This is a genomic window from Paractinoplanes aksuensis (assembly GCF_024137025.1).
GTDB classification, from domain to species: domain Bacteria; phylum Actinomycetota; class Actinomycetes; order Mycobacteriales; family Micromonosporaceae; genus Actinoplanes; species Actinoplanes aksuensis.
Genome location: NZ_JAMYJR010000027.1, coordinates 299,827 through 318,537, shown reverse-complemented (window position 1 = coordinate 318,537; position 18,711 = coordinate 299,827). Strand labels below are relative to the sequence as shown.

13 protein-coding genes are annotated in these 18,711 nt (G+C 69.2%); 4 read left to right on the top strand and 9 right to left on the bottom strand.

Features of this window, described 5'->3' with window-relative positions:
* Positions 1–129 precede the first annotated feature (129 nt).
* Both M1L60_RS25240 and M1L60_RS25235 read right to left on the bottom strand, forming a co-directional pair.
* Positions 130–1,155 carry a glycoside hydrolase family 11 protein gene (locus tag M1L60_RS25240; protein WP_253239982.1) on the bottom strand — a complete coding sequence of 342 codons (1,026 nt, stop codon included), beginning with the start codon at positions 1,153–1,155 and terminating at the stop codon, positions 130–132.
* 384 nt (positions 1,156–1,539) lie between these two features.
* Positions 1,540–2,952, bottom strand: a complete 1,413-nt coding sequence (locus tag M1L60_RS25235; RefSeq protein WP_253239986.1) for an endo-1,4-beta-xylanase — start codon at positions 2,950–2,952, stop codon at positions 1,540–1,542.
* A gap of 497 nt (positions 2,953–3,449) precedes the next feature.
* Between M1L60_RS25235 and M1L60_RS25230 the strand changes: the two genes are divergently transcribed.
* Positions 3,450–4,667, top strand: a complete 1,218-nt coding sequence (locus M1L60_RS25230) for a CE1 family esterase (protein WP_253239981.1) — start codon at positions 3,450–3,452, stop codon at positions 4,665–4,667.
* 266 nt (positions 4,668–4,933) lie between these two features.
* Here M1L60_RS25230 and M1L60_RS25225 read toward each other — a convergent pair whose 3' ends face one another.
* Positions 4,934–5,716 (bottom strand): hypothetical protein, encoded by a 783-nt coding sequence (locus tag M1L60_RS25225; RefSeq protein WP_253239980.1) that lies wholly within the window; start codon positions 5,714–5,716, stop codon positions 4,934–4,936.
* A gap of 455 nt (positions 5,717–6,171) precedes the next feature.
* Between M1L60_RS25225 and M1L60_RS25220 the strand changes: the two genes are divergently transcribed.
* Positions 6,172–7,419 carry a serine/threonine-protein kinase gene (locus tag M1L60_RS25220; RefSeq protein WP_253239979.1) on the top strand — a complete coding sequence of 416 codons (1,248 nt, stop codon included), beginning with the start codon at positions 6,172–6,174 and terminating at the stop codon, positions 7,417–7,419.
* Between the two features lie 771 nt (positions 7,420–8,190).
* Here the strand turns inward: M1L60_RS25220 and M1L60_RS25215 are convergent.
* The 3 genes from M1L60_RS25215 to M1L60_RS25205 form a co-directional block, all read right to left on the bottom strand.
* The gene (locus M1L60_RS25215) at positions 8,191–9,282 is read right to left on the bottom strand and encodes a Gfo/Idh/MocA family protein (RefSeq protein ID WP_253239978.1); all 1,092 of its coding nucleotides are present in this window, start codon (positions 9,280–9,282) and stop codon (positions 8,191–8,193) included.
* Positions 9,252–9,956: a ThuA domain-containing protein gene (locus tag M1L60_RS25210; protein WP_253239977.1), complete on the bottom strand. Its 705-nt coding sequence runs from the start codon at positions 9,954–9,956 to the stop codon at positions 9,252–9,254. The genes M1L60_RS25215 and M1L60_RS25210 overlap by 31 nt, the downstream gene beginning before the upstream one ends.
* 108 nt (positions 9,957–10,064) lie before the next feature.
* Positions 10,065–11,069, bottom strand: a complete 1,005-nt coding sequence (locus tag M1L60_RS25205; protein WP_253239976.1) for a LacI family DNA-binding transcriptional regulator — start codon at positions 11,067–11,069, stop codon at positions 10,065–10,067.
* A gap of 183 nt (positions 11,070–11,252) precedes the next feature.
* Between M1L60_RS25205 and M1L60_RS25200 the strand changes: the two genes are divergently transcribed.
* The gene (locus M1L60_RS25200) at positions 11,253–12,218 is read left to right on the top strand and encodes a glycoside hydrolase family 6 protein (RefSeq protein WP_253239975.1); all 966 of its coding nucleotides are present in this window, start codon (positions 11,253–11,255) and stop codon (positions 12,216–12,218) included.
* A 68-nt stretch (positions 12,219–12,286) separates the two neighbouring features.
* On the opposite strand, the gene M1L60_RS25195 is transcribed toward M1L60_RS25200, so the two are convergent.
* On the bottom strand, positions 12,287–14,593 hold the full coding sequence (locus tag M1L60_RS25195; RefSeq protein ID WP_253239974.1) for a beta-L-arabinofuranosidase domain-containing protein: 2,307 nt from the start codon (positions 14,591–14,593) through the stop codon (positions 12,287–12,289).
* A 12-nt stretch (positions 14,594–14,605) separates the two neighbouring features.
* Positions 14,606–16,630: a family 43 glycosylhydrolase gene (locus M1L60_RS25190; RefSeq protein ID WP_253239973.1), complete on the bottom strand. Its 2,025-nt coding sequence runs from the start codon at positions 16,628–16,630 to the stop codon at positions 14,606–14,608.
* Positions 16,631–16,840: 210 nt separating this feature from the next.
* Here M1L60_RS25190 and M1L60_RS25185 point away from each other — a divergent pair, with 210 nt between their 5' ends.
* The gene (locus M1L60_RS25185) at positions 16,841–18,196 is read left to right on the top strand and encodes a glycoside hydrolase family 43 protein (RefSeq protein ID WP_253239972.1); all 1,356 of its coding nucleotides are present in this window, start codon (positions 16,841–16,843) and stop codon (positions 18,194–18,196) included.
* On the opposite strand, the gene M1L60_RS25180 is transcribed toward M1L60_RS25185, so the two are convergent.
* A complete protein-coding gene (locus M1L60_RS25180; RefSeq protein WP_253239971.1) occupies positions 18,186–18,632 on the bottom strand; it encodes an SRPBCC family protein in 447 nt (148 codons plus the stop codon). The two genes, M1L60_RS25185 and M1L60_RS25180, sit on opposite strands and share 11 nt — an antisense overlap.
* Positions 18,633–18,711 lie beyond the last annotated feature (79 nt).

The following is an 18,711-nucleotide window of genomic DNA, read 5'->3' as shown; positions in this document are numbered from 1 at the left end:
GATCACCACCGAGGCGTCTGTGTCCGGTCGCCTGCCCGGCGGGGCCGAGGTCACCTTCGGCCCGGCCACGGCGGCGGGGGGGGGGGGGGGGGCGCGCCCCCGCCCCCCCCCCCCGCCACGGGTCGAGCGTCAGCTGGTGCGACAGGTGACCGTGGGCCAGGTCCAGTTGCCGTTGGCCATGATGGTCACGCCGAAGTTGTTGCCGTTGCCGTTGGGCCGGGCCGTCACGGTTCCGCTCGTGCCGCTGACCGAGGCGTTCCAGCTGTTCTGGATGCTCTGACCACCGTTGAGGGTGAGCCCGACGGTCCAGTTGCTGGTGTTCTGCACGGCCACGTTGAGGTTGAACCGGTCGCCGTACTGCTGCCCGGCCGAGAGGACCGCGGTGCAGTTGCTGCCGCCGTTGGTCGGCGGGGGAGTGGTCGGGTTGGTGCCGCCGCCGGTGCCCTCGCGGACGGTGATGTCGGAGCTGCCCTGGCTCTGGTAGCCCTCGGTGGCCATCACCTGGTAGCTGTGGTTGGTGCCGAGGTTGAGCCCGGCCCGGGCCCAGGCGTCGAAGTGGTTGGCCGTGGTGATGGTGCCCGAGCTGCGCTTCTGCTGCCGGACGCTCCAGAACTGGTAGAAGGTCTGGTTGCCGTCGATCGAGGGCGCGTTGACCCGCTGGCTGCGCAGGATGTCGTAGGTGCCGCCGTCGGTGGTCACGGTGCCCATGCGGGTGGCGCCGCTGCTCGGGTTGTAGCTGCCGAAGTTCTCGACGACGTAGTACTCGATGAGCGGGTTACGGGTCCAGCCGTACAGGGCCAGGTAGGTGTTGTTGTTGCCCGGGTTGTAGGTGCCCGAGTACGTGACCGTGCGCCGGTTGCCGGTGGCCCAGCCCTTGCCGCCGACCCAGTTGTTGGTGCTGCGGTCCCAGCTGCTGCTGTACCGGCCGTCGGCCCGCAGCGTCATGCTGGCGTTGCCGCTGTCCTTCCAGAACGAGAAATAGTAGCCGTTGTGGGTGCCGGTCAGGTTCGAGGTGAGGGTGCGGTCGGCCTCGGCGTGCGCCGTGCCGGCCACAGTGACGCCGGCGATCGTCATGGTGAGGGCACAGGCCGCGCCGAACAGTAAGCGCACGCGGCCGCGGCGGGGGCGTTGAGGACGGGTGGATTCTTCGGTCATGTGAGTGCGTCCTTCTCGGAAGGGGACTGCCGGGGAACAGCCCACGGACACGACGCCCGGACGCCGCGGTGGATCGGCGGAGCGTCGTGACGGGGATGACGTCCATCGAGGCCCGTCATTGCCGAATCGTGTCCCGGGGCTGCTTGGCTTGTCAACAAGTTACGGAAATCTATCGGAAATTTCAGTACCACGGTGAGGCCGCGGGTTCACTTACGTGCAGGTGAAGCCGGTTCTTACGGCGGTGCAGGGCTGCTCCGGAGCGGGTTGTCAAATCCTAGGTCAGACTTAAGTTCGAAACTTACGAACGATCGGACGGAAGTGTGTCGCAGACGCGGCGAAGCAGTGCGGAAGCCCCGGGCCACCGCACTGCTTCGCCGCGTGGGCTCAGCTCAGGCTGAACCGCTGGTTGGCCTGGCCGTTGCAGTCGTAGATCTGGACCTGCTGGCCGTTGCCGGTGCCCCACACGTCCAGGCACCGTCCGGACTGGACGCCGGTGATGGTGCCGTTGCTGTTGACGTTCCACTGCTGGTTGGCCTGGCCGTTGCAGCTGTAGATCTGCACCGCCGAGCCGTTGCCGGAGCCGGCGGCGTCCAGGCACCTCGAGCCGTAGACGGTCAGCTGCTTGCTCGACGTGAGCGTCCACGTCTGGTTGCTCGCGCCGTTGCAGTCGTAGAGCTGGACCCGGGTGCCGTTGTTCTGCGACGCGCCCGGCACGTCGATGCAGCGACCCGACTGGGCGCCCAGGATCCGCGTCCCGTCACCCGAGGGCGGCGGGGTCGTGGTGCTCGGCGGCGGCGTGGTCGGGTTGGTCGGGCCGGCCGAGTTGAGGGCGTTGAGCACCGAGGTGTAAGCGGCCTTCTTGTTGCCGTTGCCGTCGAACAGCAGCGGGCTCTCGTTCGAGCGCCAGGAGTCGCTGTCGCGTACGCCCCAGACGGTGATGCCGATGCAGCGGGGCACGTTGAGGCAGGCCTGGGTCAGCCCGGCGTACTGGGAGGTCGACGAGTTGGTGACGTCGACCTCGGTCAGGGCCACGTCGACGCCGAGCGCGGCGAAGTTCGACAGCGTGGTCTGGAAGTTGCCCGGCAGCGAGCTGCCGCCCGTGAAGTGGGTCTGCAGGCCCACGCAGTCGATCGGCACGCCGCGCGACTTGAAGTCCCGGATCATGTTGTAGACGCCCTGCGTCTTGCCGTACGACCAGTTCTCGATGTTGTAGTCGTTGTAGCAGAGCTTGACCGACGGGTCGGCGTTGCGGGCCGTGCGGAACGCGACCTCGATCCAGTCGTTGCCGGTGCCCTGCAGGTTGGAGTTGCGCCGGCTGCCGTTCTCCTCGAACGCCTCGTTGACGACGTCCCAGGCGGCGAGCTTGCCCTTGTAGTGGCCCATCACGCCGTTGATGTGGTCGATCATCGCCTGGCGCAGGGAGCTGCCGCCCAGATTCTGCATCCAGCCCGGCTGCTGGGCGTGCCAGGCCAGGGTGTGGCCGCGCACCTTGAGCCCGCGCTGGGTGGCCCAGTTGTAGATCTGGTCGCCCGAGCTGAAGTTGAACTGACCCCGGTTGGGTTGCAGGGCGTCCGGCTTCATCTCGTTCTCGGCCGTGATCATGTTGAACTCACGGGCGGCGATGGTGCTGTAGGTCGAGTTGCCCAGCCGGCTCGCGGCGATGGCCGTGCCGAAATACCGGCCGGACTGCGCGGCGGCGGCGCCCAGCGTGCTCTCGGCGGCGCTCGCGTTCGGCATCACCGTGACCACACCGGCCGCGGTGACGGCGGCGACGGCCCCGCTGAGCAGCAGCCGCATCCGCAGTGAGCGGCGTCGCCCGGGGCCGGCGGCGCCGGGGGGAGAAAGAAATGGCACGAGAGTGTCCCTTCTTTTGTTCGCGATCCGGGTGGGCCGGGCGATTCCGGCTCGGGGCACCGGGGAATGTGGACCGGGGAACGACCGGCTTCGATTTCGGGCCATGCTGACACGGGTAACACTCCTGAAACAACGTCTTCCGGAAATATTTCGGAAGTTGTGCCGAGTGGTCGTAGCGAAGCTCGCTCCTGAACAGGCCTTCTGGGGTGGGCCGAGGATGGGCGTTCTTGTCATCCGAAGCTGAGAGAGTGGCAACCTCCGAAACTCTCGGTCGAGCGAATGGTGCGAAAAGAAAGTACTGAAAACTTGTTATGTGCGGTGGTGGACTTGAGAAACAGCAGATGGAGACCGACGCGGCATTTACATTCTTGAAACTCTGGGAGCGCTCCCGTAACGTCTCTGTCGATTTGGGAACTGTCACCGGAATGGAGGAAATGGTGATGTCGATCCGAAGACTCGCCGGTGGGGTCGTGGCGGCCCTGCTGGTGTCGGCCGCGGCCGTCGCCGGGTTGACGGCGGCGCCGGCCGGCGCGGCCGTCACCGCCGGGTGCGGCCAGGCGCCGACGCTGACCAGCGGCACCCGCACCATCTCCAGCGGTGGCCAGAACCGCACGTACATCCTGCGCGTCCCCGACAACTACGACCGCAACCAGCCGTACAAGCTGATCTTCGCCTTCCACTGGCTGAACGGAACGGCCGGGAACGTGTCCGGCGCCGGCTACTACGGGCTGCAGGGGTTGTCGAACAACTCGGCGATCCTGGTCGCGCCGCAGGGCATCGACAACGGCTGGGCCAACTCGGGCAACCGCGACCTCACGCTGGTCGACAACCTGACCGCGCTGATCGAGAACGGTCTGTGCGTCGACACCACGCAGGTGTTCGCGCTGGGCTGGAGCTACGGCGGCTCGATGAGCTACGCCGTCGCCTGCGCCCGGCCGGCGGTCTTCCGGGCCGTCGCCGTGATCTCCGGGGCCAACCTCAGCGGCTGCAGCCCCGGCAACCAGCCGGTCGCCTACCTGGGCATCCACGGCACGCACGACAGCGTGCTCAACATCGCGCAGGGCCGGTCGATCCGGGACACCTTCGTGCGCAACAACGGGTGCACCGCCCAGAGCCCACCCGAACCCGCCCGCGGCAGCCTGACCCACATCGTGACCACGTACGCGGGATGCCGCTCCGGATACCCGGTCGCGTGGGCCGCCTTCGACGGCGACCACACCCCGGAACCGGTCGACGGCTCCACCTCGACCAGCGGCGCCCGAACGTGGGTCGGCGGCGAGATCTGGAAGTTCTTCACCCAGCTCCCCGGCCCGACAACTCCGCCTACGACGCCACCGACGACCACGCCGCCCCCGACCGGCGCCTGCACTGCCGTCTACCGGATCACCGGGCAGTGGCAGGGCGGCTTCCAGGCCGAGGTCACGGTGACGGCCGGCGCCGCGCCGCTGTCGGGCTGGCGGGTCGGCTGGACCTTCGCCAACGGCCAGACGATCACCCAGATCTGGGGCGGTCGCAACACGGCCGGCGGCAGCACGCAGACGGTCGCCAACGAAAGCTGGAACGGCACCCTCGCCGCGTCGGCGTCGACCACCTTCGGCTTCCTCGGCACATCGACCGGCACCAACAGTGTTCCCGCGACCACGTGCACGTCGGCATGAGTCAGCTCGGGCCCCAACTCACGGCCGGTTGCCGGCGCACCTACGTGCCGGTCTGAGACCGCCCGCGGCCTGCCTCTCGGATCACCGGGAGCGAAGGGAGAGGCAGGCCGCGGGTTTTCGAACCCGGCCCGCGGGCGTGGTGGGTGTGGATTTGCATGCGGCCTGCATGACCGTGCGCGCAGTTCGCGGTCCCACCGAGGCGTCAGTTCGGGTCCCGATTTTCTGAGGCACGATTTGGGCCCAAGGGCTGAGCCGTTGGTGGCGGGTCAGTCCGAGCGGTCGGTTCTCGGCACGATGGGATCTATCGGCTGGGTGGGGCCGTTCTCCGCCTCGAACCAGTCGGCCAGGTCGAACGTGCTACCGCACGCGCCGCATCCCGCTCGGCCGAAGAGGTAGGTGAGCCCGTCGGCCAAGGTCATGTCACCTCCGGCGGCCGCGGTGTCGTGCATCCATCGACGTATTCCGCTCAGCTCGGCCGGGGCGGCCGGGCGGAGCGGAACTCGATGAATATCGCCGTCGTTGTAGTCGCGGATCGCTGAGTAGTGCCCGTAGTCGCCGATGACGATCGCCAGGCGGGTGGAGCAATGAGGGCAGCCGAGGTGGTAATGCTCGTCGGTGAAGTCCAGGCTGATGGAGGCCCAGAACGTGTAACCAGCGAAGGCCAGCGTGTCCTGCAGCGGCCGAACTATCGCAGGCCCGGTGCCTGAGGAGATGCGTTGCTGGGCGCGTTGATGCAGTGCTGCCAGCGCCTGTGGGTTGGCTCGGACCAGACGGTCGTCCTCATGATTTCGGTGCAGCGTCCGAGTGATCACCGCGGCGAGATCCAGCGCTCGGTCGCGCTGCTCGGTGTCGTCGGACTGCGCCAGCCGGCTGAGTGCGGGCAGAGCCGTGACACCGGCCGAGCAGAAGCATTCGGCCTCGACGACCAGCCGGCGATCGAGCTCCCTCCACAGGGCGGCATCCGGTACCTGCTCGAGTCGCTCGAGCAGCTCTCCAACGATGGCACCCGAGTCTCCTTTCGCGTCGCGCACCGCAGTCCAGTCGATCACTGAATGATCAAACACCACGACCCTTGTCGAGGGGGAAGTACGCCTCGGCTGGGTCCACCCGAATCGTTCGGACTCGATGGCCCTCCCGGCTCGGCAGTGAAGCGCGGTGACCTGCACTTTGTTCACCAGTTCGGCCCCACCGGGGCTGGTGGGAGCATCCGCTGCTCTGGACGGGATTCCGCCGATGCCAGCAATGCCGAAGGTTGACCTGTTCGCGGCGATCCGCCGGCGACTCGCACACCGCCGACCGCAAGCGTGCTGGTGCCGATGGGCTGTCAGTTCGAATGCGGTCTGGGGGTGAGATGAGCTGCGGTTTTCGGACCCGGCCCGGGGGAGTGGTGAGTCGTGAGTTCCAGTCCAGCTCACGGGTGGGATGACCTCGGGGTTTCGAGGTCGGCCCACTTGTGGGTCGGGTGGTGAGTTTCGAACCGGTCCCACGGGAGAAGTTGCCTGTCGTGGATCGAGGGGAACTGATTGCTGGGCGCTACCGGCTCCGGGAGGAGCTGGGGCGCGGTGGGATGTCGGTGGTCTGGCGGGCCGATGACGACGTGCTGGGCCGTGAGGTGGCGGTCAAGGTGTTGTCGGCCGTGCTGGCCGACGATCCGCAGCAGCGTCGCCTGATCCGCGACGAGGCCCGGACGGCGGCCCGGCTTCGGCATGCCCATGTTGTCGCCGTCTATGACTACGGTGACTTCACCGACGGCGGTCGCACCCTGTCGTACGTGGTGATGGAACTCGCCGACGGCCGGACCCTGGCTCAGATGCTCAGCGGCGGCCGCCTCCCGTGGAAGGTCGCCACGCTGGTCGGGGCGCAGGTGGCGGCGGCCCTGGCCGCGGCCCACGCCGACGGCATCGTGCACCGGGACGTGAAACCGGCCAACGTCATGGTGACCAGCGCCGGGGTGAAGCTGGTCGACTTCGGCATCTCGGCCGCGATCGGCGCGTTCGACGGCAACGACGGGCAACTCGTGGGCACACCGGCCTACCTCGCGCCGGAACGCATCAAGGGCGGCCCGGTGCGCCCGGCGACCGACGTGTACGCCCTCGGCGTGCTGATGTATCTCGCGCTGGCCGGTCGGATGCCGTGGGACGCGTCGACCGTCACCCAGATGGTCCGGGCCCATGTCTTCGCGAAACCGGCGCCCCTACCGGCGATTCCCGGTCTTCCCCCCGCGGTGGCCCGGATCGTGTCCCGCTGCCTGGCCAAGCGGCCCGCCGACCGGCCCAGCGCCATCGAGGTCTCCGACGTGCTGGGCGAGGTCGCCGGGCTACCGTCCGCGGCACTGCTGCGCAGTGTGTCGGCGCCGACGGTCACCTTGCCCCCGGCCCGCACCCGTCGTCCCGGCCGGGCGGTGCTCATCGCCGCCGGGGTGGTCACCGGAATGATCGGCGCCGGTGGGGTGTGGTGGGCCGGCGACGGCGCGGCCCAGCCGGCCCAGGCCGACGCGGTCGCGGTGCCGTCGGCCCCGGCGACGAAGCGCGCCGAAACACCGAGCCCGTCGACCTCCACACCGGAACAGACGGTCCGGTCGATCTCCGTCTCGCATCAACGGGACGCTCCCCGCCGCCCGGTCCGCGCGGCCGCGCCCAAGGCCGACCCCGCCCCCAAGGCCGAACCGGCTCGGAAGGGTAAGCCGGCCGGCCCGAAGAAGGCACCCAAGCCCAAGCACCCGAAGAAGCCAGGCCCAGCCGCCCGCCCGTAACCGGCGCGTCCGGCCGTTCACGAGGGCCTGCGGCGTGGCCCCGCCGCAGCGCACGCGCTCGTGAGTCCCTGACCGTCAGAGGGCGCCCGAGCCTCAGCCCCGCCAATCCCTGCCAACGCTCCGGCCATTTCACCCGCCGCCGAGACGACCCGTTTCGTCTCGCCAACACCCTGGCGAGGCGATCCGTTTCGTCCTGCCGCCATCTCGGCGAGACGATCCGTTTCGTCTTGCTAACGGCTGGGCGAGACGATCCGTTTCGTCTTGCTAACGGCTGGGCGAGACGATCCGTTTCGTCTTGCTAACGGCTGGGTGAGGCGATCGGTTTCGTCTTCGCGGTTGATCGGCGGGTTTTGGCAGGACACGCTGGGGCCGCCGCGGGAAGCCGGGCGGCCCCGCTGCTCCGGCTCTCAGCTATGTAACGGAGCTCGATGCCGGTCGAGTTGCTAACGCCTGGCGACACGATCCGTTCCGTCTTGCTAACGGCTGGGTGGGGCGATCGGTTTCGTCTTGGGGGTTGATCGGCGGAATGCGCTGGGGCGGCCGCGGGAACCCACTAACCCCTATTGCTCTGGGCACCGTCAGGTGATGAGGGCCGATGTCTTCCGAGAGAGTTGACGGGCCGGCACTTCGGCTTGGCTGTTTCTTGTAACGGACGTTGCTGCGCAGGCCGGTCGGTCACTCGCGGCACCGCAGCTGTGACAGGTCGCGGCAGGGCGGGGCGCTCGGTTGTGGTGGTGAGGTTGATGCGGCGCCTACAGGAGCTTGGCCGGGTCACTGGCGCCAGGTTCGGGGCGGGGTCAGGGGGACCAGGTCGGGGCGGTCGGTGGTTGTGGTCAGGGGGAGGCGGCGGCCCTCGTCGGCTGAGCGTAGGAGGGTCGTCATGGCGTCCAGCACGTGCAGGGCCAGGGTGCCGGTGGCTCGGGGTGACGGGGTGGTGAGCATGTCGAGCAGGCCGATGCCTCGGGCCGCGTCCACGTAGCCGGCTGACGGCGCTACCGTGCGCCAGTCGGGGGCGCCCAGTTCGAACAGGCGCACGTCGCCCGTGAACATGTTGGGGTCGGGTACTGCGAGGCTGCCGGTCTCGCCGTGCACCTCGATGGGGGCGGCTGTGGTGCGGACGGCGTCGAAGCTGGTGGTGATGGTGGACAGGGCGCCGCTCGTGTGGTGCAGGATGCCGGTCACGTGGGTGTCGACCTCGACCTGGACCTGGTCGCCGGCTCGGGGGCCGGCGCCTATGACGCGGGTGAGCCGGGGGCGGGCGGCCGCGCCGGTGACGGCTTCGATCGGGCCGAGCAGGTGGATCAGCGCGGTCAGGTAGTACGGGCCCATGTCGAGCAGCGGGCCGCCGCCGGGGCGGTAGTAGAAGTCGGGGTTGTGGTGCCAGCGTTCGTGGCCGGGGGTGGCCATGACCGCCACCGCCGACAGGGGCCGGCCGATCAGTCCGGCGTCGATGGTGGACCGGGCCGTCTGTACGCCGGTGCCCAGTACGGTGTCGGGCGCGCAGCCCACCGTGAGTTCGGCGGCGGCGGCCCGGTCCAGGATCGAGCGGGCCCCCGACATTTCGGCGGCCAGGGGCTTCTCGCCGTACACCTGTTTGTCGTGGGCGATCGCGTCCAGCGCCACGGCCGCGTGCGCGGCGGGGATCGTCAGGTTGAGGATCGTACGGATGGAGCTGTCTTTCATCAGGGCGTCGACCGGGAGGGCGCGGCAATCGGCGAGGCCGGCGGCGACCTCGGCCGCGCGGGACTCGTCGAGGTCGGCCACCGCGGCCACGGTGATCGCGGGATGGTCGCGCAGGGTCTCCAGGTAGGCGCTGGAGATCCAACCGGCTCCTACGATGCCGATGCGGTGCGGCTCGCCCACAGCATGCCCCTCTCGATCACGGTGCGGACGGTCGGATGGCGGAGCACGTCGAGGCTGTGACCGGGGGTGGTGACGACGATCCGGCCCTCGCCCCACTGCCTGGTCCACACCGCGGGGGAGGTGATCGGGCGGTGCCACGGGTGCCACGGCTGGACGGGATGGGTGGTGGTGGCCAGCACGTCGATCAGGTCGTCGTGCAGCACCCAGTACTGCTCGGTGGTCAGATCGAAGTCGTCGAGCCCGGCCGTGACCGGGTGCTCGCGGCCGATCGGGGTGATCTCGACCGTGTGGGGGAGGAAGTTGTCGGTCTCGTCCCCGCAGCGGGCTCCGGGTTCCTTGCCGGGGTGCGTCGCGAACTGGCCGCCGACCAGCTGCAGATAGTCGGACGAGGCCCGGAACGAGTCGGCGATCCCGCCGTGCCAGCCGGTGAAGCCGGTGCCGGCGGCCACCGCGGCCCGCAGGCCGTCGAGCTCGTCGCGTTCGACGGCCGACATGGTCACGCACTGCACGATGAGATCGGTCTCGGCCATGAGCCGCGCATCGCCGTAGACATCTGTCGATGCGCTGACATGGACGTCAAAATTGTTGTCGGCCAGAAAGGGCAGGAAGAGGTCGGTGGCCTCGACCGGCCGGTGACCTTCCCAGCCGCCGCGGACCACCAGAGCTTTGGGCATCCTCCACGATTATCAGATCGAAACCGGTCTCGCCCAGCGCACAGGACGGACGGGTTCGGGACGAGCCCCGCCGGACGAGGCGAGCAGCAGGACCGGGACGACCCGGGTTCAGGCCGAGCCGCGCCGGACGAGCCGGGTCGGCAGGATGACGGGGGTGCGGTCCTGCCCCGCGATGAGGGCGATCAGCATCCGGGTCATCTCCTGGCCCAGGGCCTGGATGGACTGGTGGACCGTGGTCAGCGGTGGCTCCGTCCGCTGGGCGATGCCCAGGTTGTCGAAGCCGACCACGGCCACGTCGGCCGGCACGCGGCGGCCGGCCGCGCTCAGCACGCGCAGGGCGCCGGCCGCCATGTTGTCGCTGGCGGCGAACACGCCGTCGAGGTCGGGGTGACGGTCGAGCAGGGTCTTCATCGCCGCCGCCCCGGCCGCCTCGGTGAAATCGCCCTCGACGGCGCCGTACGGGGTCAGCCCGGCCATGATCATCGCTTCGCGGTAGCCCCGGTGGCGGGCCTCGCCGGCCTGGCTGTCGGGCAGCCCGGCGATGGTGACGATGCGGGTGCGGCCCAGGCCGATGAGGTGCTCGGTGGCCAGGCGGGCGCCGCCGGCGTTGTCCGAGTCGACGTAGTACTGCGGTTCGACGTGCGGCGGCCGGCCACCGTAGACGGCCGGCAGGCCGGTGTCGCCGACGATCTGGTTCAGCGGGTCGCCGGCGCCCATCGCCATCAGCATGATGCCGTCGACGCCCCGGGTGCGCAGCAGATTGGTCAGGCGGGACCGGCCCCGGACGGAACTGGCCAGGCACAGCAGCAGGTGCAGGTCGGTGTCCTCGAGCACCGAGGAAACCCCGACGATGACCTGGGCGTAGAACGGATCGGCGAACAGTTGGGGGTCGTCGTGCGAGACGGCCAGGGCGACGATCCCGGTCTGCTGGGTGGCCAGGGCCCGGGCCGTCCGGTTGGGCAGGTAGCCCAGCTCTTTGATGGCCCGTTCGACGGCTTCGCGGGCGGCCGGGCTGACGTGCGGCGCCCGGTTGATGACCCGGGACGCGGCCGAGCGGGAGACGCCGGCGCGTTCGGCCACCTCGTCCAGGGTGGGCTGCCGTCGGTCTGCCATCGCTGCCGGGTCCTTTCCGATCGGCGGGTCGCCGCCGGCTGATCATATCGGCCGCCATCGAATTGAGGTCGACTGGAAGCGGTCCCGGAAAAGGAGCACGTCGGTGTCGGTCACAAATAGATGCACGTGGATTATTCTGGCTGGAAGCGCTCCCGGAAATCTGCCGACCGTAGGAGACCCCCGATGAAACGACTCCGTCCCCGGACGCTGGCCGCCGCGCTGGCCCTGACCATCCCCGCCGTGCTGCTCGGCGCCCCGGCCGCCCACGCCGACCCGGTCGGCCAGACCAGCGGCTTCTACGTCAATCCCCAGTCCAGCCCGGCCGTCTGGGCCGCCGCCAACCCCGGCGACGGACGGGCCGCGGCCATCCGCAGCCAGATCGCCCAGCGGCCGATGGCCAGCTGGTTCGGCAACTGGAGCGGCGACATCGGGCGAGCGGTCGGCGGGTACGTCGGCGCGGCCGACGCCGTCGACAAGCTGCCCGTCCTGGTCGCGTACAACCTCCCCGGCCGGGACGCCTGCGGCGGTCACTCCGGGGGCGGGGCCGGCAGCGTGGGTGCGTACGACGCCTGGATCTCGTCCTTCGCCGCCGCCATCGGCAATCGGCCCGCAGTAGTGGTTCTCGAGCCGGACTCGCTGGGCGATTTCAACTGCATGAGCCAGGGGCAGATCAACGACCGGGTGGGCATGCTCTCCCGCGCGGCCGCCCAGTTCCGCTCCAAAGCCCCCAACACCTGGGCCTACCTCGACGCCGGCAACCCCGGGTGGATCGACGCCTCGACCATGGCCCAGCGCCTGAACCAGGCCGGTGTGGCCAACGCGCGCGGCTTCGCGCTCAACGTGTCGAACTACTTCACCACCGGCGACAACAGCAACTACGGCAACCGGGTGGCCTCGGCGTTGCGGAACTACGGCTACAGCAAGCCGTTCGTGATCGATACCAGCCGCAACGGCAACGGCCCGAACGGGCAGTGGTGCAACCCGGGCGGGCGCCGGATCGGCACGCCGAGCCAGCTCGGCGGAGGCGCCGAGATGCTGCTCTGGCTCAAGACGCCGGGCGAGTCCGACGGGAACTGCGGGGTCGGCGGCGGCTCCACCGCCGGGCAGTTCCTGCCCGAGGTCGCGTACAAGATGATCTACGGATACTGATCCCCGGTGCGGCCGGTCGCCCTCGGTCCTGGTGGCTCGGATCGGGGGCGACCGGCGTCGGGCCGGTCTCAGACCAGGCGCCAGACATTGTCGGCGCTGCCGTTGTCGGCGTCCTGCACCACCTGGGTGCCCCACGTGCTGGAGCCGTTGAGGATGGCCAGCAGCTTGCCGCTGTTGATATTCCGGATTTTGTACGTGCCATTGCCGTTGTCGACCAGCGTCCAGCGGTGGTCGGCGGTGCCCGTGTCCGACCACTGCAACACGCGGGCGTTGTCGGCCGTCGACATGTTCTCGACGCCGAGCACCTTGCCGCTGTTGGCGTTTCGGAACTTCACGGCCGAGCCGTCGGTGACCCGCACCCACTGGTGGTCGGCGGTCCCGGTGTCGCCCCAGACCACGGCCAGGCCGCCGTCGACGGTCGACATGTCCTGGATGCCGAGCACCAGGCCGGTGCCCACGTTGACCAGCTTGACCGTCGGGCTGGTGCCACCGCCGGTGTTCCAGTAGACGGCGTAGTTGAAGCCGTGCGCGTCCTGGAACGGTCCCAGATTCACCGTCGAACCGTTGGCGGTGGCCGTGAAGGCCAGGGCGGACGTGCTGGTGCGGGTGATGGTCGAGGCGGTCAGCGATGGCGGCGCGGACAGCGACGTGCTGCCGTAGTTGCCGGCCAGCACGGCCGGCCCGTACGTGATGGCCTGGATGTTCGGGTTGTCGTTGGCCGGCTGCAGGATCACCCGCATCGGCAGCCGGACGGTCAACGTGTCGCCGGCGGCCCAGGTGCGGGTGACGGTGGCGTAGGAGCCGGGCGTCGCTGTGACGTTCTGGGTGACGCCGTTGACGCTGAGCACGGGATTCTGCGTCCAGGCGGGGATGCGTACGCGAAGACCCCAGGAACCCGACGGCGAGCCGGACACGGTCAGGGTGGTGGTGTCACCGGCCGGGTAGGTCGTGGACTGGGTGACGGTGATGCCGCGCTGCGACCAGGTGAGCGTCGAGGGCACGAACAGGTTCACGGTCAGCGTGGTGCCGTTGTAGAAGTAGATCGAGTCCATCAGCTTGGTGTTGGTCTCGAGGCCGGTGCCCTGGCAGCACCAGAACGAGTCGTAGTCGGTCGACCAGGTGCCGCCGCCCCAGGCCGGCCCGACCCCGCGGCGCCCGCCCGGCCGCAGCGGGGTGAAATAGGTGACGCCGCCGTGGCTGTCGGCCGGGTTCTGCGCGCCGACCAGGTGGTTGAGCAAGGCCCGTTCGTAGAAGTCGAAGTAGCCGGCGTTGTTCGGGTACAGGGTCCACAGCTCGCGGGTCAGCTTGAGCATGTTGTGGGTGTTGCAGTGCTCGCAGGTGTCGTTGCTGAGGTAGCCGGCGATCGCGTTCGGGGCCCGGAAGTGCTCGGCCTGGCTGTTGCCCCCGATGGCGTACGTGTGGGCCCGGGTGGTGATGCTCCAGGCGTTGGCGGCGATGTCGCGGTAGCGGGTGGTGCCGGTCGCCTTGTACTCGCGGGCGGCGCCGATCCACTTGGGCACCTGCGTGTTGGCGTGCAACCCGTTGAGCTGGTCGGAGTTGGCGGCCAGCGGGGTGAACACGGCGGCGTGGTCGAAGCGCTGGGCCGCGGTCAGCCAGCGCGAGTCGCCGGTCTGCTGGTAGATGTCGGTCAGCACCTCGTTCATGCCGCCGAACTCCGTGCCCAGCATGGCCTGCATCTGGCTGGAGCTCAATCGAGCCGTACGGGTGTCGACCCACCCGGCCAGGGCCAGCAGCACGGTGCGGGCCTGGGTGTTGCCGGTCCACCGCCACACGTCGAGCAACCCGGTCAGCGTCTTGTGGATGCAGTAGTACGGCACATTGCCGTTGGACAGGGTGCGGGCCTCGAGCGCGGTGAAGTCGGATTCCGGGAAGCCCGACAGATACCCGGTGGCGAAGCCCGCGGCCGCGTTGTTGGCCTGGCACTTGGCCAGCTCGGCCACCATCTGGTCGGCCTTGGCACGGCAGGTGGTGTCGCCCAGTACGGCGTACGCCTGGGCCCAGGCGGTCAGGAAGTGGCCCTGCACATGCGATCGGAACGGGAAACTGGGCGCGTCCCAGCCCCCGTTGGCGGCGGCGCCGTTGGTGGAGAGCCGGTGGTTGGCCCGGAACACGTAGAGCAGCCGGTTGACGTCGACGAACCGCAGATAGCTCAGCGTCCGGTTCTGGTTGTCGAGGAGGCGGCCCGAGTTCAGCCGCACCTGGCCGAGCTCGAAGGGGAACGCCGCCGCACCGATGTCGGTGCGGGCCGGTGGGACGACGGCGGCCGCCGCCGGCTGCGGGTCGAGGGCGGTGACGAGAGCCGCCGCGCCTCCCGCCTGCAGAAGACGGCGGCGGCTCATCGCGGGGAACGGCATGACAGGGACTCCTTAGGGGGCGGTCATCGTGAAGCGCTTGACGGTCACGGCTCCACCCAGGGCCTGGGTGGCGTAGTTGAACATCGCGAACCGGTAGCCCGGGAAGAACTGCCAGGCGTTGTTGAGCGTCAAGGCCGGGCCGAGCCGGGTGAAATTCACCCCGTCCGTGCTGTACGAGAAGGTGGCCTGGCGTCCGGAGCCGGGCCGCACGTCGGCCTGGGCCCGCAACCAGATCCGCCCGCCCGAGACCGCGGCGCTCGCCTGTTCCGAGCCGGTGCCGGTGGTGGCCCAGCTGCTGTTCATGGTCAGCCCGTTGGTCATGACGACCCGGGTCTGGCCGTTGTCCCGGCGGACGCCGATCCAGGCCGACGTGTCGCGCAGCATGGCCAGCCCGGAGCGATCGCCGTCGCGCATCGTGCTGTGGTCGAGCTCGATAGTGGCGGTCGAGGCCGGCCCCTGCACACGGTGGGTCAGCGTGTTGCGCGCGTTGTAGAGGTCATTGGTGACCGTCGCCGTCTGCAGCTGCAACCCGTTGTTGAGCGACCACCTCGAGTTGTCCGGGTTGTGGTTCCATTCCCAGCGGGGCCCGAGCGTCGAGCCGGTGAAGGTCTCGTTGGGCAGCATCGACTGGACGGTGCGGGAGGTGCTGATGTTCGGCTTCGGGTAGGTCGCGCCCCACGCGCCGTTGACGGTCTGCAGCACGGGCCAGCCGTCCGAGCTCCAGTTGATCGGGGCGAGGGCCGGTACCCGGCCGCCGGGGAACGCGTCGACGAACGACATGTAGTACCAGTCGCCGTTCTGCGTCTGCACCAGCCCGCCCTGGTGCGGCACCCCGCCTCCGGAGATCGGGCCCGGCAGGTTGAGCAGCACCTGCTTCATCTCGTACGGGCCGAAGGGGCTGGACGACCGCAGCACGTACTGTCCGTTGGCCGGACGGGTCAGCCAGATGTAGTAGTACCCGTTGCGCTTGTAGAAGCGGGCGCCCTCGAGCGTGCCGACGCTGGACGGGGTCTGGAACACTTGCTGGGAGCGCACCTGGCTCAGACCGTCGGCCGACAGCTGGGCGACGCTGATCGTGCTGTTGCCGTACGCGACATACATGGTGTCGTTGTCGTCGATGAGCAGCCCGGCGTCGTAGTAGCAGTTGTTGAGCCGGGCCCGCTTCGTCCACGTGCCGTCGACCGCGGAGGCGGTGTAGACGTAGGTGCGGTTGTACTCGATGCAGCCGATCCAGTAGTACGTGCTGTTGCTGCGGCGGTACTGCATGGTCGAGGCGAAGACCCCTTTGACGTACGCCCGGGAGCCGCTCAGGTCGTAGGCCGAGGAGTCGAAGTCGAGCCGGGGCACCGAGTGGCCCGCGTACTCCCAGTTGACCAGGTCGTACGAGCGCAGAATCGGCGCGCCGGGGGAGTAGTGCATGTTCGACGCCGACCAGTAGTAGGCGTCCCCGACCCGGATGATGTCGCCGTCGGCGAAGTCCTGCCACACGACCGGATTGGTGAAGGTTCCGGCACTGGCCCCGACCCGGACGAGCTGCCACTGCTGGTTGGCGCCGCCCCAATCGTCGTACTGTACGACGGTCGCACCGTCGGACGTGGCCGCGTTCTGCACCTCGACGGCCTTGCCGCTGTGCCGGGCGATCAGGCGCACATGGCCGCCGTCCGAGTCGGCCAGCCGGAACTGCTGATTGGTGCTGTTGTTGTCGGTCCACTGATTGACGGCGGCGCCGTTGGCGGTGGAGGCGCCGGCGATGTCGAGCACCTTGCCCGAGTGCCGCGACTTGAGGCGGTAGTACCCGCTGCCGGAGTCGACGAACTGCCACTGCTGCTGGTTGCCGTCGTTGCGCGTCCACTGGGTGATCCGGGCGCCGTCGGTGGTGGCCAGGTTGTAGACGTCGAGGGCCTTGCCACTGGTCCGGTTGACCAGCACGTACCAGGCCGAGGTGTCCACCGTCGCCGCTTCGGCGCTGGGCGCGCTCAGCAGCACGGCGGCGCCGGTGAGCACGACCGCGACGAGGGCGGTCAGTCGAAGTCGCATGGGAACGCTCCTGTGATCGTTCACAACCGAGGGTGTCGCTGATGTTGCCAGAATGTGTCTGCAGGCTCAAGGCATCGAAGTACTCGGATGTGGCGACGCGCGTTTAATGCAGCTCGTAACAGTTTTTCTCGCTCTATTTTTGCTCTTGCTGTCCCCGGCGCTGTCTTGCCATTCTGCTGTGAACGTTCACTGATACGCGGAGGAGTCGCCGTGCGAAGAGCCCTGATCGCCGTCCTGGCCGTCGCCCTTGTGCTGTTCCCCGGCGCCGCCCGCGAGGCCCGGGCCGACAACCCGATCGTCCAGACCATCTACACCGCCGACCCGGCGCCGCTGGTGCACAACGGCCGCGTCTACGTCTACACCGGACACGACGAGGACGGCTCGACCTACTTCACCATGCGCGAATGGCGCGTCTATTCGACGGCCGACATGGTCAACTGGACCGACCACGGCTCGCCGATGAGCCTGGCCACGTTCAGCTGGGCCAGCGCCGACGCCTGGGCCGGGCACGTCGCCTACCGCAACGGCAAGTTCTATTGGTACGTGCCGGTGAAGAACCGGTCGACCGGGCGCATGGCCATCGGTGTCGGGGTGTCGACCAGCCCCACCGGGCCGTTCAGCGACGCCCTGGGCCGGCCGCTGGTCGAGAACGGCGAGATCGACCCCAACGTGTTCATCGATGACAACGGCCAGGCCTACCTCTACTGGGGTAACCCGAACCTGTGGTACGTGCGGCTCAACACCGACATGATCTCGTACTCCGGGTCGGCGGCGCAGATCCCGCTGACCACGGCCGGGTTCGGCGCCCGCTCCGGCAACACAAGCCGGCCCACCCTGTACGAGGAGGGGCCCTGGGTCTACAAGCGCAACGGGCTCTATTACAACGTGTTCGCGGCCGAGTGCTGCTCGGAGTTCATCGGCTACTCGACCGCGACCGGGCCGACCGGGCCGTGGACCTATCGCGGGACGGTGATGCCGCGCCAGGGCAGCTCGTTCACCAACCACGCCGGGATCGTCGACTTCAACGGCGGGTCGTACTTCTTCTACCACAACGGCGCGTTGCCGGGTGGCGGCGGTTTCACCCGGTCGGTCGCGGTGGAACGCTTCAGTTACCGCTCCGACGGCACCATCCCGACGATCACCATGACCACGGCCGGTCCGCCCCAGGTGGGCACGCTCAACCCGTACGCCCGGCAGGAGGCCGAGACGAGCGCCTGGGCCTCCGGGGTCGAGACCGAGCGCTCCTCGGACGGCGGCGTCAACGTCGGCTACGTCGACAACGGCGACTACCTCAAGGTGCGGGGCGTCGCCTTCTCCTCGGGCGCGCGGACCTTCACCGCCCGCGTCGCCTCGGCCACCTCGGGCGGCCGGGTCGAGGTGCGCCTGGGCAGCCCGACCGGCACGGTGGCCGGCACCTGCACGGCTCCGGCCACCGGCGGCTGGCAGACCTGGACCACCGTCTCGTGCGGCGTGTCCGGGGTGTCCGGCACCCAGGATCTCTACCTGAGGTTCGCCGGGGGCAGCGGCTATCTGTTCAACCTCGACTGGTGGCAGTTCACGGCCTGACCGCCGTGACCGCCGCAGCCAGCGCGGCCAGCCAGCCGACCAGGGAGGCGCTCAGCGCGGCGCGCATGCCTTCCTGGTCGGCCGCGACCGTCGGTCCGTCCCAGGACTCGACCGTCCGCACGGTCACGCCGTCCGCGCCTTCGGCGAAGGTCCACACGTGTACGCCCACGATGCCCTGGGACGTGCCGCCCCAGACGATCCGCTCGCCCGGCACGACCTCGCGGATGGTCGACGGGATGTCCATGCCGTGGGTCCGCCACCGGATGACCGACCCCGGCGCGAACGGGCCGTCGAGCGTGGCCGCGGTGATGTCCGGCTGCCACGACGGCCAGTCGCCGACCGTGGTCTGCAACCGCCAGACAGTGTCCAGCGGCGCGTCGACGGTCGTGGCGTGCTCGGCCACGATCAGGGCGGCGCGGTCGACATCAACAGTCATCACAGAGCTCCCGAGGTGTTGAGGAATTTCGTCGATCACCATGCCGCCGGAGCCGCGCGCTTCGCATCGGCGAGACCTA